Consider the following 22,317-nt stretch of genomic DNA (forward strand, 5'->3'; position numbering starts at 1 on the left):
GTGAGCCCGGTGGGGCTCACGGCCGCTCCCCGCACGTCGCCAGGTCAGCCGCCCGCGATCACGCGAACGCCAGCGAGCCCACCCCGGCACCGGCTGCACCCGCGGCGAACCAGGCCGGAGCCGTGAGGACCACAGCCGCCACCAGGGGCACGGCGACGGGCGCCAGCATCATCAACTCCGTGTGATGACAGGCCAGCCAGCCCTGGCAGGCCGGCAGCGGTGTGCCGTACGGACCCCACGGATTCGGCGACGGCGTGACGCCGTAGCCGGGAGTCACCGGGCTGGTGACCGGCACCCGCACCTCGATCGGCAGCGGACCCGGCACCGGAGTGGGTAGCGGGCGCGGCACGGGCGTGGGGGCGGTCACCGGCGGCGGCGGGTTCTTCGGCGCCTTCGGAATGGGCGCCCGCCCGTAGAAGATCATTCCGGGCGCCCCGTTCTCGGTCCACGCCCGCATCGTTCCCTCGCTGGAGGGGATGAGGGGAATCGTGGGAAGTTGCGGGCCGGGGAGCACGATGCGGCCCTTGGCTCTCGGATCCGCCTGGAGGTGCTTGATGTAACGGGCCAGGTCGACGGGACCCTCCGTCCGCCCGTACCCGTTGCCGGGCTTGACCTCCCAGACATAGATAATGTCCTCACCCCAGAAGATGATGTCTGCTTCGCCGGGGTTTCCAGGAGTATTGCCGGAGGCTCCTGGAATGGTGTTCTTCTGGTAGTTCTTCGTGCCCTTGATGTCGACGGTGACCTCACCGCGGATGCCCTGGAACAGGAAGAACACCCAGATGAGCATGCCGTAGGCGAGCACGGTCGCATCGTGCCCGGAAACCGTCTTCCGGGAGTTGCGGTTCTTGCCGCTCGGCTTCAAGCCGGACGGGTCGGAGAAGGTCACCGGGTTGTTCGTGCCGTACACGTATCCCTGCAACTGCTGCGGATCCATGAAGTCGGCGACCGGGTCGACGCTGACGAACCTGCCGATGACGGGGTCGTACTCGCGGGCGCCCAGGTGGGTCAGCCCTGTGGCGTCCTTGGTGCCACCGACGAATCCCTTCTGATCCGGCCAGGACCCCGGGGGTGTTCCGCGGCCACCGCCGTACGGCGTCGTCCGCCGCCAGGTGATGGCGCCGGTAGCCGCGTTGATGGTGCACGCCGCCGTTCCGTGGTGATCGGCCACCTGGTAGGAGACGCCGGACGCGTTCCGCAGCGCGACGGCCTTGTCGCCGAAGGAGTAGTACCGGGTGCCGGTCACCACGCTGCCGTTGAGCGTGAGCTCCATGCCGGGCAGGTAGATGGTGGTCTTGCCACCCGGCTCCTTGCGGGCGATGCGGCTGCCACCCGCGTCGTAGACGTAGGTCGTGGCCTGCCCCCCGTTCGGCTTGCTGCTGGCCAGATGGCCCTCGGCGTCCCAGGTCAGGATCTGCTCACCGGACGGTGTCGGCGAGGTGCAGTCGTTGGTCGCGGTCGTGTTGGGCCGGCAGGTCGTATTGCCGGCCGGGTCGTAGCCGTAGGTGTAGGTCCTGTTCCCGTTGGGGCCGGTCTCGTCCACCCGGGTGAGGCTGTGTGGCCGGCTGCCGCCCTGAGCAGGCAGGGTGTAGTCGCGGACGGTGTCGGTGCCACCGCTCGTCGAGTGGATGGTCTCGACGTCGCGGTTGCCGACCTTGTCGAACGACCACGACTCGTGGTAGCGAGCCGGGCCGCTCACGCCGGTCGCCGCCACGCCGTCGGCGCACTGGCCCGCCGTGCCGTCATGCGACCATGCCCTGGTCAGGCGGCGCAGGCCGTCGTAGGTGAAGCACTGGATGTCCGCCTGGCCGCCACTCGGGGTGTCGGCGATGGTCAGGATGTTGCCGGCGGCGTCGTATCCATAGCGGGCGTCTCTGTCCACGGTGGCGATGCTCTGGCGGTCGACCCGGGCGCGGGTGACCCGGGCCGTGCCGCGCTCGTACTCATAGGTCAGCCAGGCCTTCTTGCCGGTGCCGCCGTCGTGCAACTCAGCCTGCAGGAGTTCACCGATGTTGCCGTAGGACACGGACGTCACGTAGCTGGTCGTGCCGGTCAGGCTGGTGGGGCGCAGCAGGCTGTCGTACGTGGTCGTCACGGCCTCCGCCGCCAGCCCTCCGGCTTCGGGCATGCCCGCCGACTGCACCGTGCCGTCGACGTTGTAGGCGGTGGTGAACTCGTAGGACTTGCCGAGCAGCGACCCGACGCCGCCGGCGGGAAACGTGTACCGCACTTTCAACGGCCGATACAGCACGTCGAGCGTGGCGTTGACCGTGGTGTAGGTCTGCCCGTCCACGAAGCGCTGGCTGTAGTGCAGCTGACCCTTGGCACCGGTCAGGGTGTCGTATGTCCAGGAGGACAGCTTCGTGCCGGTGCCGACGTCGCCGCGCCAGGTCTCGACTTTGCGGCCGAGCGCGTCGTACTTGTGCGAGACCTTCTCGTTACGCGCATCGGTCGTGGATTTCACATCGCCGGAGGCGTTGTATGTGTACCGGGTGTCGCCGGAGTCCGGGTCCTGCGCGAGGATCTTCTGGTTGCGCTGGTTGTAGTCGAAGTTCCAGCGGTTGCCCAGCGGGTCGGTGACCGTGTCGATCGAGCCCGCCGCGGTGTACGTGTAGTGGGTCACGTCAGCGGCGCCCGTGGGGCTGGCACCCTCGTACTCGTGCAGCTCGGTCATCTGGCCACGGGCATCCGTGACGGTGGTGGTGGGCGTGTCTCCGGCGGGCGGATCGACACTCACCCGGTTGCCGTCGTAGGAGGTGGTGGTGACCCAACGGGCGTCGCCCGCAACCGAGAACGTCTCGACGATCTGGCGGCCGGCGTCGTCGAAGGTCAGCGTGGTCTGCCCGTTGACGGAGCCTTCCGGCGTCACGATCGGCACGTCACCCGGGGTTCCCACCGCCAGGTAGGCGGCGTTGTTCTTGTACGCCCGGCCGTGACCGTCGTGGTAGGTGTCGCTCAGCAGCCATCCGCCGACCCCGGGCATCTGGGTCTGCCTGACGCGCAGCATGCCGTCGTACAGCTCGTGGCTGGCGCGGTAGCTGCCGTCGTTGTTGATGCGCTCAGTCGTGATCACGCTCGTCTTGTCCGCGCGAACGGAGTACGTGTATTTGACGTTCGGGGTCGCGCCCTGTGACTTGTCCCGATCGGGCAGCCACACGCCCGTCAGCCGCCCCAGCGCGTCGTAGCCGAGATCGGTGCGCCTGAGGTTCGGATCCACGGTCGCCGTCACCTGGTTGAAGGCCGGGTCCATCGTCGTGGTCGTCACGTGGTCCGCCGCGTTGGTGACCTTGACCTGGGTGGTGAGCCCGAATGTCTCCGTGTACTCGGTCAGCGTCGCGTAGGGGCGTCCCTCCTCGATCGCCCGCGCGTCCTTGACGGACAGGTCTCTGCCGTAGTCGTCGAGGCTGGTCGTCTCGCTGACGGTGAGGTAGACGACATTGGCGCCGTCGAAGTGGTCCAGCTGTTCCACCCGAGTCGGCGATCCTTCGACGGGCGGCTGCCCCCAGGCGTGGAGGTCATAACTCGTCCGGGTGTCCGACAGCAGCTTGGTGGTGAGGTCGGGGTTGGTGACGCCGCAGTCGTCGGCCACCGTCCGCACTCGCGCACCGAGCGAGTACATGTAGGTGTCGGGATTGTCGACGTACCAGGTGTGGGTGCATTTGTCGTCGTCGTCCTCGGCGACGTCGCCGAGGTCCTCCACCTCGACGGTCCGGCCCCACGTGGGGTCGAACTCGGTATTCGTCCTGGTCTCCCGCCAGACGGCGTTGCCCTGCGCGTCGTCGGGCATCGCCGTGAGCGTGCGGGCCACATCGGCGCGTATCATCGCCGACTCCTGGGTCCCCCAGCTCTCGGTGCGGGTGTGGGTGATGCGACGCCAGGGCTGCTTGATCGTCTTCGAGACGATGTCGGGTCCGTTGTAAAGGATCGTTTCCAGCTCATGGCCGGACCACTGGTCGTGGTCGGTGTAGCTGGTCCCCGTCGAGTCGGAGCGGGTGACCGTGGGCCGGCTCCCGTCTGCCACCTTGCCGCCGGACATGCCTCGCAGAAAGAAGTGCTCGACCCGCCCGGGCATGCTCTGGCCGTTGCCCGTGCGGACGGTGACCTGCTGGTAGCCCCGCCAGTCGGCCCACGTCAGGTCCTCGGTCTTGGTGATGCCGTCCGGCTCGCTCTTGCGCCACGCTGCGTCACCCACGTACTCGAAGGCCGTGACCATGTCATCATTGCCGCCGACCAGGTCGTCCTCGACCACGGAGTCGACGACGTACTTGTGGAACCAGTCCGTGACCTCGTCGTCGTCATCACCACCGAGCGGGTTCCACTTCACCGGGAAACAGCGCTTGGTGGAGCTGCCCGGCGTCGGCAACGCGCTCTTGTCGCAGTCCACGTCGGCGTAGTTGATCGTCATCTGCGCGCCCGAGTCGGTCTTGACCGTCGACAGGCGGTAGCGGATGAGCGGCCCGAGATTGTCGCCGTCGCGGACGATGCGGTTCGGCAGCTGGATGCCGTCGAGCTGCGTCGCCGGCATGGTGACGGTGGCGCCACCCCAGTGCCCCACGTGAGTGATCTTTTTGAGCCAGAGAGTTCGCGACGCGTCGTCATTGGCCTTGAACTCGTGCTCCAGCGCCCACGACTCGACGGGGGACCAACCGGTCGCATTGCGGAGTTCGGTTTGGATCTTGGTCAGGCGCTTACGGGTGAAGAACGTCGCCGACCCTTGGGTGTGCTCGCAGTGGGTGTCCGCCGGGCAGATCAGGTCCTCGGGAACATCGGGCCAGGACGCGGCGGTCGCCTCGGTCAAGTCCTGCGGGTCGCAGTCGACGCCGCCACCGGGCAGGCAGCGCTCCGCGGTGCTGAAGACCACCCGGGCCGGAGCGTCGGTCGCGTAGACCTGGCCGGCGCGCTGTCCGTAGTCGATGCGGGCGAGGTATCCACCCCGGTGGTAGGCGGCGCCGTCGACGTCGGTGCGGCCACCACGGGCGAAGTGGTTCGTCTCCCGGTCATAGAAGTAGGAGATCACGTTGCCGCGGGGATCGACCACGTAGTCGAGATTCCACCGCCACGCCTGGTCACAGTACGAGTCGTCGAAGCCGGTCGCCTGATAGCACGGCTCACCTGAGTCGTCACCGTAGACGGGCGCCGTCCACGTCGACTCCGTCTGCTCCTTGCCGGCGCTCCACCCGGGCAGCCGACCCAGCCCGAAAAAGTACTGGGTGCCGTCCGTCGACGTGACCTTCCAGTACTCGCCGTTGTCGTCGCCATTGACGGTGCCCACCATGCGCTGAACCTTGGAGCCGTCATCGTTGGACAGCTTCCACGTGTCGTTGTCGATCTTCACAAGATCACCGGAACGGCCCGACAGCACGATCGAGCCGTTGTACGACGCCCAGCACCTGTCCCCGGAGCCGGTGTGCCCGTCATCCGAGCAGGGCTTGTAACGCCGCTCGATGTAGCCGGGCTCATAGGCGAAGCCCTCGCCGATCCAGGAACCCTGATTGTTGGTGGCCGACGTGCGACCGTCGACGGCCTGTGAGGAGTACGACAGGGCCACCTGCGGGCCTAGCCCTCCCGGAGTCTCCGGGCTGCGGATGGGGTAACTCCACGAGAACCCCCCGGAGCTGAGCGCCGTCTCCCACGACGAGGACAGCGCGAGCTTGGTTGCCTTGTAATCGCCCTTGGTCGAAGAATCACCGGCTGTCAGGGCGAACACCGCCGCGCCGGTGGCTGCCAGGTCGACCTCGGCGGAGACCGTCTGCTCCACCTGGTTGTTGATCGAACGCACCTCGGCCGGCTTGCGGCACTCCGGCTTGTCCGGTGCCGTCAGCGCACAGGCCGGCATCGCGACGACGCGCAGGCGGGATCCCCAATCGCCACCATAAGCATGAGCGAACTGCCCGTAGCGGGTGGTGAGCTTGACCCGTCCCCCGGCCGCCTCGCCGTCGACGCGGCGCAGGGTGAACATCGGTCCGTCGACGCCCGATCGCGAGGCTGCGACGCGGTCGACGACCTGCACCGAGACCCGCCTGACCGTGGGGGTCGCCCCCGTCGCCCGCTCGTTGCCCGCCCGCGGGGTGGATGCGACGGCGATCGGCAGTCCGCCCACCAGAATGGGGACGGCGGCGGCCGAGACCTCCGTCTCGACCGTGCCCGCAGATGGCCACCGGACCGTATCGGGGCGGGTCAGCGTTCGGTTCGCAGACGGGTCCGGCTTGGGCTTCTCCGACGCCAAGCCGCTGCCTCTCGCGGGCGCCGCCTGCGCTTGAGTCCTGGGCGCGGCGCGTTCAGCCGCCGCCGCCGGGGGGACATGGACGAACCCCGCCACCAGCGCCACCGACAACGCCGCCGACAGATGCGGGACGACTCGGGCGCGGGCCAGGCGGGACAGGACACGGGAAGCGAACACTTCTGAACACCACCGAGGAGAGCATGAGGACAGTCCGGCATGTGCGGTTCCAAGAGCACTTGGACGGGCACGTTACGACACAGCCTCGACACTCGCTGTCCCGTGCGGTTCCTCCCAAAGGCCAGACGGGACTCACGATGCGATCGACGTCGATGGAGGCGGGCCGATCTCCACCGGAGATCACACACCGTGAGCGGGTACCCGATTCGCGGCCCACAGGAAAATTCATCTATGACATGACTCATAGCCGGACGCCGTCACCGGCGCGGATCCTTTCGCGGCGTCGCCATCCGCAAGCGCGCCAGACCGACGGTGCAGAGCCGACGCCACCGCCGGCCGGTGCAGTAGCCGCCGGTCAGCGGACGAAACGCGATTTCGGGAGCAGCCGAACCGGACCGGTCAGGAGCCGGTCCTGGCGGCATCGCGGAACACCTGGCGCTGCGGCGACTCGCCGCTCTTGCGCGGCCACTGCGTCGGGGTGCCCGCACGCAACGCGGGCGCCAGTGCCCGGAACACGCGTTCCACCGCGGCCTGGTCGTAGTCGCGGTAGTCGTCGGTGGCGAGCAGCCACAACCCGCCGTGGCGCAACTGCCGGACCTGGCCGAAGGCGCCGGATGCGGTCAGCGCGCCGGCTCCGCCCACGACCGCGGCGAGTTCTTTCGGCAGGATCGTCAACCACGAATAGCCCCGCAGGAACTCGCGGCAGTGGTTCACCGAGCTGGTGTGGTCCCACCATGGACGGGGGCGTTCCGGGCTGCGCAACGAGGTCTCGAAGGTGGTCTCGCCGTTGAACGTGTAGTCGATGTCGCCGAAGCCCGGGTCGAACTCGTCGGCGAACGGCCAGGCGGCTTCGAGGTAGCGCTGCTGGCGATCTTGTCCGCGCACAGGGTCGGTGAACTCCGGCTCGTCCAAATAGGCTTCCAGCCGAAGCCAGTCCGGCGAGTCCGCCAGCCGGCGCGCGCGGAGGTAGAGCAGCCGTCCCGACCGGTGGCCGTGCTCGTCCAACCGGCCGAACCACATCGACGCCTGGGCCGGCATGTCGGCGAGCTGCGTACGCAGCCACCGCATGCCCGCCGCCGAAGCGTTGCGCTCGGTCGTCGTGGACTCGAACGCCGTCTTCATCCGCGTGCACTGCACGACACCGAAGATCGTGCCGGGCTCGCCCAGCGGACCGAAGGGCGTCGGCGGCCGGCCGACGGTGGCGGTAAAAGGCGCCACCGCTGCCCGCGCCTCGGCTGCCACCCGGGCTGACACGTCGTCGAACCAGCGGTAGGCGATCTCGCCGAAGGAGCCGGCCGTGTGTTCCACGTTCAGCTGCACCTCTAGGGTGAACTGCTCATTCACAGCCGTCTCCCTCCGTCGACGTGGCCGTATCCGCGACGGTTTTCGTCGTCCCTCTTGTTGCGGGTCCAGTAGATGATGACGCCATGGAACTGCGGGCTGGGTCGCCCCTTGTCAGCGGACAAGTCGATCATGAGTGTTCGGCTCGCATCGCCCGGATGAGGGCGGCTGAGGTCCGGTTCGGCCAGGAGTCTGCATGGCCCGCCACCGCCGCTCAACGCGCGACGACCCCTGCCCCGAGGGCGGACCAACCGTCCACGCACGTCATGCCGGACGGACGCCTGGTCGGGCAGGTGCGGACCGGCTCGTCGTAGACGTTGGCGGCCGGCCTACGGTCTTAACAGCGGCGGATGCAGCGATTTCGCAGTGCCTCGCCGGTACAGCCGAGCCGGCCTGCCCGCACCGAGAGCCCGATGGGCATCGGTCTCCACGACGAAGCCCGACGTACCGGTGATCTTCCGATGAAAGTTCGGCGGATCCAGTGGCACACCCCAGACGATCTCATAAACCCGGCGCAGTTCAGTCATGGTGAAAGTGCTGCCACAGAACGCGGCAGCGACGGGTGTGAACTCGAGTTTCGCGCGCGCTCGCTCCAGGCCATCGACAAGGATCTGGTCGTGGTCGAAGGCGAGGGGATCTGCCGTACGTCCAGCGTCGTCGAGGGGTTCCCAATGTGCCCGGGCAGCGTCCGTGCCCGCGACCGGAGTCGGCAGGTTTGGAGCGATGGCGAGATACGCCACCGACGCCACCGGGCCACGGGGATCCCGATCCGCTGCGATGTAGGTGCGCAACTGCTCCAGATGCAGCGTCGAACCATCGAGGCCGGTCTCCTCCGTCAGTTCCCGTAGTGCCGTCGCTTCGAGACCTTCCGGCAGACGCACGAATCCACCCGGCAGCGCCCTGCCACCGAGGAACGGATCCTTGCCCCGCACGACTTGCAGCACGTGCAGCCGATCATCACGAATGGTCAGTATCACCAGGTCGACGGCTATCTGAAACAACGTAGGCAGTCGCTGGACGGCCATCCTAACGCTCCCTTGATCGAGGTATTGACATATTTACGTCCTTCGGTTAGCGTCCTAGCTTCACGACTTCTTGTCACCTCGACAATATACCCCCGCATGACGACGAAGTTGGAGACCCCTCATGGACGGCAATGGAGGCAACACGAACGGCAGAGTTCCACGACAACGCAGCACGCGCGCCAGTTCCAGGCGCACCGACGAGGAGATCCGGGACTACCGGGCCGCGACCCGGCATCTTTGTGCGGGCATGTACCTCGACGCCGACTTCCGACGCAGAGTGCTGCACGAAGTGCACAACGACAACCGTCGGCGAGTGGCGCCGTCGTTCGGATTCCGGCTGACCCCCGTGTTGGTACACGGCTGGCGCGCCTGGCGCATCGACCTGTGCCTGCACCTGGCCATATGCGCCCTGGCCTTGGTCGTTCTGTGGTGGGCGCCTCTCAGCGGAGCCGTGTTGATCGGAACACTCGGTGCGTGGCGCACGACCCAGGCGCTGTACGGCGTCACGCGACAGCTCTACGCGTACTTCGTCCAACGCAAGACCGAACATGAACTGCGACAGGTCCAGTATCGCTTCAAGGCGCTGGGCTTGGTGATGGCCGGCTGCCTGGCAATCGGCGGGCTCGGGCTGCTCGGCCTGTCTCTTCGAGGCTCCAGCGGGGTGGGTGAATGGCCCCTTCGTGGAGGTCCGCTCGACACCGCACTGTTCTCCGCAGCGCTCGTGGCGGCCGTGTCCGCTGCCGCCGCCCGTCGGCAGCGAGCACTGAACCAGCTGCACGACGAGGAAGCCGTGAACCAGCAACCCAGCAGCACCCGCCAGCGCATCATCGCATGGCAGGAGTCGCACACGTTCACGGTCTACTCCGGTTTCGATCCATTCATCGGCAGCGGACAGCGCATCCATCGGCGGTCCTGGTCCTTCGCCCAACCGTTACTGGAGGCCGAGGATCCGACCACGGTCTTTCATCCCGCGACGCTGAAGGAGCGCGAGTTCTCCGTTCCGCCCTTCAGGACGCACGAACTCGTCGCACACCTCCACGAGCGACTCCGCGCACTGGCAGACGAAGCCGATCCCGAGATCCGGCTGCCGGGACTCGACGTCGGCGACCGGATCATGCTCAACGGCGCCTACGTCGACGACTATCGCGAGGTGCTGGAACGCCCGACCACCGAGGCCACGAGGCAAATCATGGCCAATCCGAGTGACGCCGCCCGCCACCATCTGGCATGCCAGGTCGACTCCTGGGGTGGAGAGGTGGTCACCACGGTTTTCGTGCACACCTCCCTGCAGGGCAAGACGCTCTACATCGAGTTCTCCACGTACGCGCTGACGCCCACCAAGTCCACGTATCAATCGATTGACGTCATCGGCGCGACCGGCCCGGGCGCCATCCGCCGAGCCGTCGGGCGGGACCTCGCCCAGCTGCCCAAGGTACTTGGCCACGTCTGCCAGCTGGGGAACGAGCTGGGACTCGGCGTGAGAGCACGCAGAGCGGGGGTGGACCGCACCACCAAGTCTCGGCGCGGGTCCGACATCGGCGCCCGGTTCAGCACGCGGGAGGATGCCTCACAGCAGCCGCATGAGCGCGATGCACCTGCCCCGGCGAATGCCGACGCCGACACGAACTTCTTTCAGCTGGCCGACATCCACAAGCACGCCCAGGTCATCGAACGGCGACTGCTCTCCTCCATGATCCATTTTTTGAAGAGCAAGCGTGTCGACACCTCAGAGTTCAGGCAGCGCGCAACGGCGATCCTCAACAACGGCGTGATCAACCACGGAGACATGTCGATGACCGGCACGGCCGTCGGCCAGAACGCGATCGTCACCACCACCCCCGCACCCGCGGCCGGCTGACCCATGGAGGGTCCCATGACCAATCACAACAACGGTATTCAGAATTTCGGTCCCGGACAGATGACCATCACCGGGACCGCGGTCGGCGCCGGCGCACGGGTTCACTACTCACCCACGAGCGCCGCCGAGGAAGTGACCGAGCGATGGGACGTCGGCGTGCTCACCGTGGTGGCCGCCGAGGCGGGCGCGATCGGCACACTGGCCGCCGGCAGCACCGACCATCGCGAAGCCCGCCACGACGGCCGCACGTTCCACGAGTTCACCGTCGGCTACCCCGGGGGCAGTGCGAGACTGGTGTCCCTGCAGCAGTCCGACCGCGGCCAGCAGTCGACAGCCACCGCCTACCAGGCGATGCGCCACCGCTACCGCCCTCGCATAGTCGTCATCGTCGGCATCGCCGGCGGCATCCACCCGGACTTGGAAATCGGCGACGTCGCCGTGGCGAACCAGATCATCCACTACGACTCTCGCCGCGAGGATCCCGGAGAGACCAGACGACGGGCCAACGTCAACAAGGTTCCGCACTGGGTGCAGAACGCCATCAACGACTTCTTCGCCGAGCACGGCGAACCCGCCCGGTTCTCTCCACCGGACACCGCTGGATACATCGCACGGCCCGGCCCTATCGGCTCCGGCGAGTCGGTCATCCGAGACGCGAACAGCACCATCCGCGACTACCTGCACACCGTCAACGACAAGACCTTGGCTGTGGAGACCGAGGGCGCCGCCCTCGCTCAGGCCTCATACGAAGACGACCAGCATCCGGACGGGCCGAAGGGCTGGATGGTCATCCGCGGCATCTCCGACCACGCCGACCCGGCCAAAGACGACAGCCGGCACGACCTCGCGGCTCACAACGCCGCCCACACCCTCAGGGAACTCCTCCCGACGCTGATGAAGTGGATTGCCGAGACGGCGGGAAAACAGTGAACGACTTCATGCTGGGGGTCGTCAGTTCGCTCGTCGCCTCCGCCATCGCCGTCGTGTGCGGGTGGCTGGTCACCCGGCAGGGCCGGCGCTGGCTGACCCGACAACTCTCCGCGTTGACCGGCATCGGGATCGAACGCGCCTACGACCACCAGACGCTCGCGACCACAGACCTCGCCGCCGACCTCGCACAGGCCCGGTGGATCAAAGTCATGGCCGGTCGAGGGAACGAACTGACCCGCGAGTCGTTCCGCCCGGTATGGCTCGACGCCACCGGGCGGCTGGAATTCGTCGAGGTGCTGTTGCCTGATCCACGGCCGTCAGGCAGCTGGCTCGATCAACGGGAGCGGGAGGTGTGCCGCATCGACCCCGCCTTCCGCGGTGGTGTGCTTCAGGACCAGGTGCGCAACAACATCCGCTATGTCGAACAGATCGCGGAAAGGCATGAACGGATCCGGCTCAAACTCTACGACCTTCCCCAAGTGGCCCGGGTCATCGTGACCGACCGCGTCGCCTACCTGACTCCATACGCGGCACACCAACATGGCCGTCGCTCACCCTGCATGGTCTTCCGCAACCCGAGCACGTTATACGATCATGCGTTGCGCCTGTTCAACACGGCCTGGGAACGGTCGGAGCCGTCGACCGGACGGCTCACCCGCCTGCATGCTGCTCCGCGCAGCAGAACCGACAACTGCTGAGACTGCGCCGGGAGCGATGTCAGGAGCGCTTCGTTCCCAGGGCGTCGACGCCGGGTGGCTGAGGCCGACGGCCCACGCACCGCCGAGTAGGTCCGCAGGTCGTCGGCCAAGCCCGGGCGGTCAGTCGGGCCGGTTGAGCCGACGGCTCAGCCACACCACGGTCAGCACGAAGAACACGGCGGTCAAGCCGCCTAGCCAGCTGAGGTCCGCCACCCACTGATCGGTGGTGTGTCGCCACAGCGCGTCCGGAGGCGCCGCCGGGCTGCCGGTCCGCAGGTCCATCGAAGACGCGGTGGCGGCCAAGCCCCACCGGGTGGGCAGTAGCGCGGCGAAGAATCCGGCCGGCCCGCCGTCGGACAGGTCGGCGGCGGCGCCGTTGAGCGCGATCTGGCCGATCGCGACGAACGTGTTCCAGTTGACCGCCTGCTCGATCTTGTTGGCGAGCACCGAGATCAGCATACCGAGAGTCATCGCGGCGACGGTGGTCGCGGCGAGGTTCACGAACAGCTCCACCGTCGGCGGAAACGTGTGCGACGCGGTAGGGCCGGGTTTGAGGCCTACGAAGATGGCGGTGATGATGGCGGCCTGCGCGATCGCGGCCACCGCGAACACCAGCCACTTGGCCACCACGACGGCCGCCGTCACCGCCCCGGTGCGGTGCTCGCGCTTGATGACGTGGAACTCCGACACGATGTCGCTGTATGTCAGCGCCTGGCCGGACAGCATGCAAAGAGTGATCAGCAGGCTCAACGTGCCCAGTGCCGAGCGGCCCGGCCCGAGCCCATCGTCCTTGGCCACGGCGGCCGCGACCAGCGCACCGCCGACCGCGACCAGCAGCGGCAGCCCCGCCACGAGCGGGGTGGTGATCCGGTCGCGCCACCCGCGCTCGCTACGGTTCTTGGTCGAGCCGCGGGCCACGACCAGGGCGACTTGGCGCTGGATGAGCACCGGGAGCTGGCGCGGGAATCGCTTGAGCGGCCCGAAGCGCTGCCGCAGCCGGCGGGTGGCCGAGGTCGTGGCCTCAGCCTTGATCCGTTCCACCTCCTGCCGCGCCTCGTCCGCGGCGGGGCCTTGCGCGTAGCGCTGCGCCAGCACGTCGACGTCGGCCTTGGCGGAGTCCTTGGACAGCTTCTGCATCAGGTCGGCGTAGCTGTCCATACCCAGGTCGGCCAGCATCCGGTCAGGCGGACCGGAGTAGACCGGCCGGCCCTGGGTAGCCAGCACGAGCAACTGCCGGGCGTGGTTGAGGTACTGCGTGGTGTGTGTGATGACGATGACCAGTCGCCCCTCCTTCTCCGCGGCGTACTCCTCCAGCATCTTCATGACCTCGCGGTCCATGCCCGCGTCCAGGCCGGAGGTGGGCTCGTCGAGCATGAGCAGCTCCGGCTCGGCGAGCCGCTCCAACGCGATCGAGACCCTCTTGCGCTGCCCGCCCGACAGCGTCCCGACGAGCTGGTTCATCCGGTGCACCACGTCGAGCTGGCGGCACACATCCATGATCCGCTTCTCGCGGTCCTGCCGGGATGCCTTCGGCCGACGCAGCCGGTCGGAGTAACGCAGCAACTTGGCGACGGTGAGCGTGCGATGCAGGTGGTCGTCCTGCGGTACGAAGCCGAGCTTCTCGCGCACCTGGTCGCCCTGATCGCGCAGGCTGAAGCGGTCGTAGAACAGCTCACCGCGCTCGGTGATGCCCAGCTCCTTCATCAGGGCGTAGAAAAGCGAGGTCTTGCCCGCGCCCGACGGACCGAGGATCGCCAGCACGGTGCCCGCCCGCTGGACGAGGTTCATGTCGGTGAGGCGGACGGTGTCGCCCGTCTGCGCGGACACGTTGTACACCACCAGCTTGCACTCGCCGGGGACGAACCGTTCAAGCTTGGCACCGTCGGCCGAGATCTGGTAACGGTAGCCACCGAAGTCGAAGTGGTCGCCCGGCTCCAACCAGGCGTGGGTGATCTGCTCCTGGTCGATCCACGGGCCGTGCGCCTGGGCGAAGACGACCAGCCGGAACTTCTGCCCCGCCCGCTCCAGCGCGAAGTGCCGCGGGTCAGCGTAGTAGAAGTCAACGTACTCGACGTCGTCGGCCTGCGCCGAGCCGAACACGGTCCGATCGCCGAGCGGGATGACCGATCGCGCCGACACCACGGGTGGATCGTCGATCGCGCGGTGCTGCTCCAGCCATGGCCGGTCGGCGTCGCCGCCTTCGATGCCGGTGTTGGCCCACCCCGGGATATGCGGCTCCAGCACCCCGAGCACGTGGTTGACCCAGGGGCCGTCGGGGTGGGACCGAGCCAGCCGACGCCGGTACGCGGCGATGCGGCGCTGGGCGTGCTCCTGAATGCGCACCACGCGGGACCGGGCGACCACTTCGTGCCGTCGCGCCTCGTGACCGGCCGCCGCCAAGGCCGCCTCGGCGGCGTCACGGTCGCCCTGTGCCCTGCGCCGGCGCTGCTCGAACGGCTTGATCCGGCGCAGCCGGTCGCGCTCGCGGCGGGCCCGTACGAACTCTTTCGGCCGGCCCGCCTCGACCGTCCGGCGCTCGGCGGCCTCGGCGTCGGTCAGTGGTGCCGAGGCCGTGGCCAGGGCAAGTTCGGCCTGTGCCACGTCGGCGTCCGCGCGCAGCAGCCGGATCCGCGCGGCCGCGAGCTCGCGTCCGGACCGCAGCCGCGCGGACTCCAGGGTCAACCGCTCGCACTCGAACGCGTCCTGTGCCATGCGGATCAGGAATTCGCGGTGCGCGGTGGTGGCGGTCCGGGGCGCCTTTGCCGCCGACCGTGCAGGCTTCTCGGGCAGCCCGGCCAGGCCGTCACGCCACCCGTGATACCAGTCGGCGAACCTGGCAAACGGGCCGTAGAACACAGTTCTCATCGAGTCGGCCATCGGCTACGGGCAGACGATCCGGGCGATGATGGACCGGTTGAAGGCGGCCGGCGCCGGGTCCAGCGGCCCCTCGGGGCCCTTGTCGGGACGGTAGTACTTCGAGTAGGAGCCGACTCCCTCGGTCGTGATCGAGGCCGCGGGCACCCCGTACTCGATCAGGATCTTCTTGACCACCTCTGCCCGGTCCTTGCCGGTCCTCTGCTGCTCCTCCTTGGTGTTCCAGCGCGCAGTCGTGCCGAGCAGCTCGATGTAGGGCTCGCCGGTGACGGCGCGGAACCTGTCGGCGTAGGACTTCAGGAAGCGCCGAGCCGCCGGGGGATCGCGCAGCTCGGCGGTGCCGGGTAGGAAGCCGACGTCGCCGCCGTTGGACAGGCGCTGCTCGCCGCAGCCCACCGGCGGGAGCGGCGGCTTCGGGATCTTCACCAGGCTCACCGGCCGGACCCCCGTCAGCGCCGTGTTCGCGTGCGGCGGGTCGGTCAGCGTGTCGACGCACGGCGCACCGCCCGCCCGCGCGATGGCCCGCCATATCTCCAGCACGGTGTTGCGCATCGCCGGATCGAGCTGGTCCTGCGGAGCGGCCACGTCACCGAGTCCCATCAGGATCACCCGGCGGCCGGCGAGTTCGGGGATGGCCTGCTTGGCCACGAGCGAGGCCACCACCTCGGTGGGATCGGCCTCCAGCATCCCCTCGCCCCGGAAGTCGAGCGGGGCCGTGGTCTGCAGGCCCGAGTCGAAGAGCACGACGGTCCCGCCAGCGGGCGTGGCCCGCGCGGCCAGCCGCAGCGCCTTGAGCGGGTCGGCTTCCGCCTGCACCGATCTGATCTCCCCCATCGCCGCGAGCACGTCGGCGGTGAAGGTCTTGATCTCCTCCGCGAGCGGACCCGCGGCCTTGGTGGTGGTGGAGAAGCGCTCCTGCACCGCCGGTGAGGGGTCGCCGTCAACCCGGTAGACGACCAGCGGCTGCTCGGCTTCGGCGGCCGAGGAGACCAGGCTCGATAGCGCCGCGGGCAGCTCGGGCGACGGCATGTTGGCGCGCGCGCCGAGCGCGAAGGTCAGCGGGCCTGGCTGCGACGGGCAGATCCCCAGGTCGGCGTCCTCGCGCTGGAGATACAGGTAGCCGCCGACGGCGGACGCCAGCAGGACCACCGCTGCCGCGGCGAGCAGGACCCGGCGGGGAGAGCCGCCACCGCGCCGGCGGCGGTACGAGCGGGAACGCGGGCGGGAACGGGACGGCATCAAAGCTCCTCTGCGGGGAAGGGTGGTGTGGCGATCTGGTGGGAAAGGTCCTGGCGGACGGCTCGTGTGGGCCGCCCGCAGATCGGCGGGTACGGGCTCACGCCTCCTCGGGCAGGTAGACCTCGGTGAGGGCGGCGTCCTGTGCGCGCTCGGCGATGCTCGTACGGGCCCGTTTCTTCAGCTCCTCACCCACGTTGAGCAGCTCGACCTCGTCGGCCCATCGGATCACGTCGGCGATGGCGCTGCGCCGCTGCCACATCTCGACGTTCGCCCGCGCCTCGGCCAGCGAGCGTGCCGCCTCCGCGGCGGCCGCGACCGCCTTGTCGTGCTCTTTGCGGGACTTGGCGAACGCCGCGTGGGCCGGCTGGTGGGTGAGGTAGGCGCCGATCATCGCGACGAGCCCGGTGCCGATGTAGAGCCCCAGGAAGACGAGGGATGCGCCGAGAACCGGTGCCTGGCCGGCCGTCTCGGCCGCCGTCGCAGCGGCACCCTGGCCGACCACCTCCACCGTGCCGGTCCTGCCCTGCGGGTCGGCATTGGTCAGCCGTAGGTAGAGCCCCGCCCCACCGAGCAGCAGCCAGGCAGCCGCAGCCAGCACCGCGAAGTAGGCCGGGATCCAGTTCTCCCCAGCACGCAGCAGGCGCAGGATGACGCCCACGCAGTGCGCGAGGAAGAGCACGCAAGCGGTGAACCCGACCACGATGACGAACAGCAGCCAGTTCTGCTGGCTCGGCATCGCAAACTGGATGATCTGGAAGAAGTTCCCGAAGTCGGCGAGCGCGGCGAGCAGCAGCGCGAGGACGTACACCCAGACGCCGATCGAACGGCCGGCGACCAGCGCGGGGTCGACGAAGTCGCGGCGCGGGACGTCCGGCAGCACGGCGTCCGGTTCGGGCACGGTGGGCAAGGCCGGAGGCGCCACCTGAGTACGCCACGCAGGCAGGCGCGGTTCGGCGTTGCCGCCGAAGTCGCTGGGAGAGGGCGGCACTGTCACTCCTCGGGTCGTCGCGGAACGTCGGGCTCGGTCAGTGGCTGCGGGCGCAGCTCCTCGGTGCCCGTCAGCCGGGCGTAGGCGGCGTCGCGGGCGTGCCTGCGCTCGATCAGGTCGCGCTGGTCGGCCTCGTACATGACCGTCTCGTACGCCAGCTCTGCCTGCGCCTCGATCAGCTCGGGCATCAGCTCGTGCTGGTATATGGCCCACTGCTTGACGAGCCGGGCCATCTGCACCGCGGTGTACCGGTCGATCAGGCCGTCCAGCACGTGCGGCGTCGCTTCGTCGACCGCTGACGGCAGCAGCCGATTGACAGTCGCCAGCAGGTCGTTCTGGAACGGACCGTGGTCGACTCGCCCCGGCCGAAAGGGCTCCTCGGCGACCGGCCCCTCATCTTCTCGCTGCCAGAACCACCTCATGCGGTTCCCTTCTGATCGTCGTCGAGGCCGAGGACCCAGGACGGCAGCTGTGGCCCGACGGGGCGCAGCTGCGTGTTCAGGGCCCGGCCCTGCTCGTGGAAGAGCATGAGATAGCGCCAGTAGCCGGCGACCCGGCGCAGCACGTGTGCGTGTACGCGCCGTACGCGGGCCGCGGCCACCCGGCGTTCGGCGTCGACCCGCTCGGTCAGGTCCAGGACCTCGGCCGCCAGCCGCTGGTACTGCGCCAGCGTGGCCAGGTAGCGCTGCTCGGCCTCATCGGCGGCTCGGGCGTGCTGGACGAGGCGGCGGCCGCGGGACAGGTATGCCGGCCGATCCTTCTTGATCTCGACGGCCCGGCGGACCTGCTGCGCCTGCTCGTCCAGCGGCTCGGCTGCGGCCTTCAACCGCTGCTGGTGCTCGTCGAGCCGCGCGCGCAGATCGACCAGCTGCTCCCGGGCGGTCTCCAGCCTGCTGCGCAGCGGCTGAGCGCGGTCCTCCCAGCCGATCGCCTCGTGTGTGGCGAGCTCATCGAACAGGCAGGCCAGCATGGCGACGTACGGCGTGTTCACCGGCGTCACCGCGTCGGCCGGCACCATCGCGGCCGACGGCGCCGTGGCGAGTTCCCGCCCGTCCAGTACCGGCGACGACTCGTCGGTGCGCTCGGCCGGCTCGTCCGCCACGACGAGCGGCAGGCTGGACTTACCGTCCCGGCGGCCATTGCGCCGGTCAGCCCAGCGCTGCCACAGTCCGTACCGGACCGGTCGCGCCGGTCGCCCGGTCCACTCGCGATAGCGGACGTCCGCCGACATCCTCACCATTGCCGCCACCTCGTCCCCGCTCACAGCCGGTTGGCGTCGTCGAAGGCGCCGATGTCCAGCGCGTGCACTACCAGTGAGGCCGAGTTCGCCGCGGCCTTCTCCGGCTCGTAATAGGTTTCGCGCTCGCGTCCCCAGTCGGAGATCGCCTTCACCAGCAGCCAGGGCACTCGGGCCTCAGCCGCGGCGGCGTAGAGCGCGTGCCCCTCCATGTCGCCGCCGATCGCCCGGCTGTGATCCCTGCGCAGCCTCTCGCTGTACTCTGCCGAGCTCACCAGCACTCCGGACGCCAGCATCAGGCCCTTGGAGAAGGTGACCTCATCTTTCAGCGGCCAGTCGGTAGAAGCCGCCTCGATCCGGGTGACCATGACGGCGGAGGCGCCGGCACGGTCACCCTGCAGCTCCTCCCGGTCGTCGAACACGATCTTGCGGTCGAGGTCGTACACCGACGACGCCATCAGCACGTCGCCCAGCTTCTGGGGTCGGTGCTCCCACTTGTCGCCGAGGCCGAAGCAGATCCCCACCATGATCACGAAGTCGGGGCCCCAGCGCCGGATGGCCTCGGCGGCGGCAAGGGTGGCACCGCCGGGTCCGTTGGCTCCCTGTCGCGGGACCTGGACCATGGCTACCCGGGTGTCACTGACCGTACCCAGCTCGTAGATCACATAGTTGCCCTCGAAGGATCGCACTGGGGTGAATCCGTTCGTGGCCTTAACCGCCGCCAGGACGGCGTCGCGTTCGACGGGTGTGACGGTGAGCAGGAGCATGCGTGCTCGATTCACGGAATCTCCAATCAGGTCCAGCGCGATGTCCCGGGAGGCGCGCTGCGCGTTGATCGCAAAGCTGACGGACAGGTAGGTGACAGGCAGCGTGACGAGCCCCAGCAGGCCCAGCAGCCAGCCGATCACCAGCGAGTACGGGGCCTGCGCGGCAAGGCCGGGCGGGTCGCGGAACACCAGCTGCCAGGCCAGCCAGTGCAGGGCGGAGACGAAGTCGGCCGGGCGGCCCGCGCAGGTCGTGGCGGCGCACAGGTTCCGCTCCCACTCCGCCACCCAGACAGCGCAACTGAGCAGCACCGCGGCCACGCCGAGCAAGTAGATCGGCAGGAAGCCGCCGCGGTCGGCCTGTGGCTTGCGGTAACCGGTGACCGGGCCGGTCGGCAGGCGCAGGAAGACCTCGCTGTCGGGGCCGTACGGCGAGGTCATCGAGGTGCGGACGACCGAGCGCATCGCCCGCGTGGTGACTCCGCCGAGCGTGAAGACCAGCACCTCGCGCACGACGAAGGTGGCGGATTCGCCACCCCACTCCTGCCCTGCCTGCCGGGAGTAGGACTGCACCAGCCGGTTCATCTGCGACGCGGTGCGGTCGATCAGCTGCCGGCCCGGCCGGTCACGGCTGTCGTGCAGCAGCGGCACCGACCAGTTCCAGCCGGGCAGCGACTCCGCGGCGATGCTGTCGAGGGTGCGCGGGGTGCGGCCGAGGATCCTGCGCAGCGCGTCGGCGTCGGCAACCACGCGCGCGGTCATGGACATAGCCACATACGCCATTGCGCCCACCACCAGCCAGAGCCCCGCCACGACGAAGGTGCCGAACAGCGCCAGCACCGTCGCGGCCAGCATCGCGGCCAGCGGCGGGGTGGCCATGACCACGACGTCCCAGCGCCGGTCGATCAGCCGCAGCAGGCGTCCCCGCAGACCGAGCGGCAGGTGTGGCGGGCGGCGGGCGGCGGGCAGCTCCAGCACGGCGAAGCTTGCCGGGCTCTGCCACACCAGACGGCCCTCCCGCGCCGCGTTGTAGAGCAGCACGGACATCGGCCCGCGGCCGCGGGCCAGGCCGACCGCGCTGCGGGGGCGCAGGTGGGCGGTCGCCTCGGCACCGCATTCCGCGGCGCGCACCGCGCGAGCGGCCCGCCGGCAGGCGGCGAAAGTGACAGCGTCCATAACCTCACCAATCGGATTGTCGTGGCCTGGTGACTGGAGAACCGCCGCACGCGGCTCGTTCGCCCGGCCGGTGTGCTCGGCGCCCCGCCCGTCGAGCGATCAGTGCGCCGACCCTACGTGCGCAGGCCTTTGTGGACAGTCGTCCGCGGGTACGCCGGGCAGCGGATTTCGCGGCGTCGCCGTGCACGTACGGCGCGTGACGGAGTCCTTCCGGCCGGGCCGCGGACATCCCCTGTCGAGCGCGGCCACGCATCGTGTCGTCGCATCCCGCGATCCAGGCGCTTGACATGAACGATCGACGCGGGTGGAGCGGATGAGAGGGCAGGCGTGGCTGGTCCCCTTCGGGTCGGTCGTGTGGTGCGGGCGGCCCCTTCGTCCCCGAGGTTGAGCCCCACCGGCTGATTGATCAGCTTGAGCATCTCCGCGATGCTGGAACCCGCGCACGCGCATCCGGACGACGGCCTGTTCCGGGCCGACCGGTGTCCAGCTCGACGGCATCGCGCCGGCCGGCCACGCCGGACGTCCACCGGACAAGCGAGGGGTCGCCCGCATGGGAATCAGGCCGACCGACAGTGATGTCGCCGCCGCTCTTCGTACTTTCGGGCTGCGGTTGAGCACGCTGCGCCGAGAGGCCGCCGTGCCGGTCGGCGCGCTCGCCGGGAACGGCGGCATCCCGGTCGGGCGCACCCAGCTCTACGAGATCCTCGGCGGGCGGGTGCAGACGCCGCCGAGCTGGGATCTCGTCCAGGCGCTGGTGCAGCACTGCCGCCGCCACGCCGCAGCGCGGCAACGGGTGCTGTCGGTGCCCGTCGACCTCGCCTACTGGCGTCGCGAGCACGGATTCCTGGTGCAGCTGTGCGACCGGGCCCGAGCCGAGGAGGATCCCACCGCCGTGCCCGCTGGCCGGACGCTGACCGTCCAGGGGATCTACCGCGGGCCGGTGTCGCCGGCCGCGGCCGGGCCGCCGGCATATCTGGGGGTGGTCACCGGCGACATCCGCCAGGTGCGCTGCGCCGACGTGTGGGTCAACCCAGAGAACACGGATATGATCATGGCGCGGCCGCAGGAGTTCTCCGTATCCGCGATCATCCGCTACGACGGCGCACGGCGCGACGAGGCCGGACGGATAACCGTGGACACCATCGCAGACGAGCTCGAGAAGAAGGTGGCCCCGATCCGCCCGGTGGCGCCGGGCACCGCCATCGTCACCGGCGCGGGCGAGCTGCGCCAGCGCAACGGCGTGCGGTACATCGTGCACACCGCGACCGTGCACGGCGAACCCGGCACCGGCTTCCACCCAGTCCGGGGGATCGCGCGCTGCGTGGAGAACGTCCTGCTGGAACTGGACGGGCTCGACCTCGACCTGCCCGAACGGTCATGCGTGCTGTTCCCGCTACTGGGCACCGGCGTGGGTCGAGGCGACGTCCGTGAGCACGCCGGCGCCCTTACGCACAGCGCCGCCAACTACCTGCGGTCGGCGCGCCGGAGCCGGATCGGCACGGTGCTGTTCCTGGCGTACACCGATCTGGAGCTGCAGGCATGTCTCGCGGCCCTCGGCGAAGCCGGTGTCGTGGTCCGGGCCTGACTCTTCGGATCCGGCCCGGCAGGTGGATATGAACCCGACGGCGATGTGGATCCGGATCAAGCTGACAGAGCCCTCGTTCGTTTGCGTTTCCCGGATTTGCCGGTAAGCCCTCAGTCGGCAGCCCGGTGGTCGCGGGGGTGGGGGCCGAACGGACCTGGCCCGTGCCATCGCCGTTGCCCAGGGTCCGGGTTGTCGGACACCG

The 22,317-nt window shown here is 69.0% G+C and carries 13 protein-coding genes; 4 read left to right on the forward strand and 9 right to left on the reverse strand.

The genetic code is table 11. The features are described 5' to 3' along the window. Positions 1-58: 58 nt before the first annotated feature. The 3 genes from ACFQO7_RS22295 to ACFQO7_RS22305 all read right to left on the reverse strand — a co-directional run bounded on the left by ACFQO7_RS22295 (position 59) and on the right by ACFQO7_RS22305 (position 8,766). Positions 59-6,100, reverse strand: coding sequence for an RHS repeat-associated core domain-containing protein (locus tag ACFQO7_RS22295; protein WP_376808161.1), 6,042 nt, complete (start codon positions 6,098-6,100; stop codon positions 59-61). A gap of 699 nt (positions 6,101-6,799) precedes the next feature. Further along, complete coding sequence (locus tag ACFQO7_RS22300; protein WP_376808162.1) at positions 6,800-7,744, reverse strand: hypothetical protein; 945 nt, start codon at positions 7,742-7,744, stop codon at positions 6,800-6,802. Positions 7,745-8,070: 326 nt separating this feature from the next. After that, positions 8,071-8,766: an NrtR DNA-binding winged helix domain-containing protein gene (locus ACFQO7_RS22305; RefSeq protein ID WP_376808163.1), complete on the reverse strand. Its 696-nt coding sequence runs from the start codon at positions 8,764-8,766 to the stop codon at positions 8,071-8,073. A 121-nt stretch (positions 8,767-8,887) separates the two neighbouring features. On the opposite strand from ACFQO7_RS22305, the gene ACFQO7_RS22310 reads away from it, so the two are divergent. Genes ACFQO7_RS22310 through ACFQO7_RS22320 form a run of 3 tightly spaced genes read left to right on the forward strand, consistent with a single transcriptional unit; the run spans position 8,888 to position 12,252 of the window. Then, on the forward strand, positions 8,888-10,624 hold the full coding sequence (locus ACFQO7_RS22310; protein WP_376808164.1) for a hypothetical protein: 1,737 nt from the start codon (positions 8,888-8,890) through the stop codon (positions 10,622-10,624). 15 nt (positions 10,625-10,639) lie between these two features. Further along, positions 10,640-11,554: a 5'-methylthioadenosine/S-adenosylhomocysteine nucleosidase family protein gene (locus tag ACFQO7_RS22315; protein ID WP_376808165.1), complete on the forward strand. Its 915-nt coding sequence runs from the start codon at positions 10,640-10,642 to the stop codon at positions 11,552-11,554. Continuing rightward, positions 11,551-12,252 carry a hypothetical protein gene (locus ACFQO7_RS22320; RefSeq protein WP_376808166.1) on the forward strand — a complete coding sequence of 234 codons (702 nt, stop codon included), beginning with the start codon at positions 11,551-11,553 and terminating at the stop codon, positions 12,250-12,252. The genes ACFQO7_RS22315 and ACFQO7_RS22320 overlap by 4 nt, the downstream gene beginning before the upstream one ends. 120 nt (positions 12,253-12,372) lie before the next feature. Here ACFQO7_RS22320 and ACFQO7_RS22325 read toward each other — a convergent pair whose 3' ends face one another. The 6 genes from ACFQO7_RS22325 to ACFQO7_RS22350 all read right to left on the reverse strand — a co-directional run bounded on the left by ACFQO7_RS22325 (position 12,373) and on the right by ACFQO7_RS22350 (position 20,530). Then, positions 12,373-15,117 carry an ATP-binding cassette domain-containing protein gene (locus ACFQO7_RS22325; protein ID WP_376808167.1) on the reverse strand — a complete coding sequence of 915 codons (2,745 nt, stop codon included), beginning with the start codon at positions 15,115-15,117 and terminating at the stop codon, positions 12,373-12,375. Positions 15,118-15,132: 15 nt separating this feature from the next. Further along, on the reverse strand, positions 15,133-16,365 hold the full coding sequence (locus ACFQO7_RS22330) for an OmpA family protein (protein WP_376808168.1): 1,233 nt from the start codon (positions 16,363-16,365) through the stop codon (positions 15,133-15,135). Between the two features lie 97 nt (positions 16,366-16,462). After that, positions 16,463-17,353: a hypothetical protein gene (locus ACFQO7_RS22335; RefSeq protein ID WP_376808169.1), complete on the reverse strand. Its 891-nt coding sequence runs from the start codon at positions 17,351-17,353 to the stop codon at positions 16,463-16,465. Between the two features lie 2 nt (positions 17,354-17,355). Beyond that, on the reverse strand, positions 17,356-17,775 hold the full coding sequence (locus tag ACFQO7_RS22340) for a hypothetical protein (protein ID WP_376808170.1): 420 nt from the start codon (positions 17,773-17,775) through the stop codon (positions 17,356-17,358). Further along, complete coding sequence (locus tag ACFQO7_RS22345) at positions 17,772-18,593, reverse strand: hypothetical protein (RefSeq protein ID WP_376808171.1); 822 nt, start codon at positions 18,591-18,593, stop codon at positions 17,772-17,774. The genes ACFQO7_RS22340 and ACFQO7_RS22345 overlap by 4 nt, the downstream gene beginning before the upstream one ends. Before the next feature lie 20 nt (positions 18,594-18,613). Further along, a complete protein-coding gene (locus tag ACFQO7_RS22350) occupies positions 18,614-20,530 on the reverse strand; it encodes a 5'-methylthioadenosine/S-adenosylhomocysteine nucleosidase family protein (RefSeq protein WP_376808172.1) in 1,917 nt (638 codons plus the stop codon). Between the two features lie 550 nt (positions 20,531-21,080). Between ACFQO7_RS22350 and ACFQO7_RS22355 the strand changes: the two genes are divergently transcribed. Next, entirely contained in the window at positions 21,081-22,115 is a 1,035-nt protein-coding gene (locus tag ACFQO7_RS22355) for a macro domain-containing protein (RefSeq protein WP_376808173.1), read from the forward strand. The last annotated feature ends 202 nt before the right edge of the window (positions 22,116-22,317 follow it).

It is taken from the genome of Catellatospora aurea (genome assembly GCF_042663325.1).
GTDB classification, from domain to species: Bacteria; Actinomycetota; Actinomycetes; order Mycobacteriales; family Micromonosporaceae; genus Catellatospora; species Catellatospora aurea.

Excerpts from the sequence above, each read along its gene's own strand:
- ACFQO7_RS22345 (WP_376808171.1), bottom strand. The coding sequence starts at position 18,593 with ATGGTGAGGATGTCGGCGGACGTCCGCTATCGCGAGTGGACCGGGCGA.
- ACFQO7_RS22315 (WP_376808165.1), top strand. The coding sequence starts at position 10,640 with ATGACCAATCACAACAACGGTATTCAGAATTTCGGTCCCGGACAGATG.
- ACFQO7_RS22325 (WP_376808167.1), bottom strand. The coding sequence starts at position 15,117 with ATGAGAACTGTGTTCTACGGCCCGTTTGCCAGGTTCGCCGACTGGTAT.
- ACFQO7_RS22310 (WP_376808164.1), top strand. The coding sequence starts at position 8,888 with ATGGACGGCAATGGAGGCAACACGAACGGCAGAGTTCCACGACAACGC.
- ACFQO7_RS22305 (WP_376808163.1), bottom strand. The coding sequence starts at position 8,766 with ATGGCCGTCCAGCGACTGCCTACGTTGTTTCAGATAGCCGTCGACCTG.
- ACFQO7_RS22355 (WP_376808173.1), top strand. The coding sequence starts at position 21,081 with ATGGGAATCAGGCCGACCGACAGTGATGTCGCCGCCGCTCTTCGTACT.
- ACFQO7_RS22330 (WP_376808168.1), bottom strand. The coding sequence starts at position 16,365 with ATGCCGTCCCGTTCCCGCCCGCGTTCCCGCTCGTACCGCCGCCGGCGC.
- ACFQO7_RS22350 (WP_376808172.1), bottom strand. The coding sequence starts at position 20,530 with ATGGACGCTGTCACTTTCGCCGCCTGCCGGCGGGCCGCTCGCGCGGTG.
- ACFQO7_RS22340 (WP_376808170.1), bottom strand. The coding sequence starts at position 17,775 with ATGAGGTGGTTCTGGCAGCGAGAAGATGAGGGGCCGGTCGCCGAGGAG.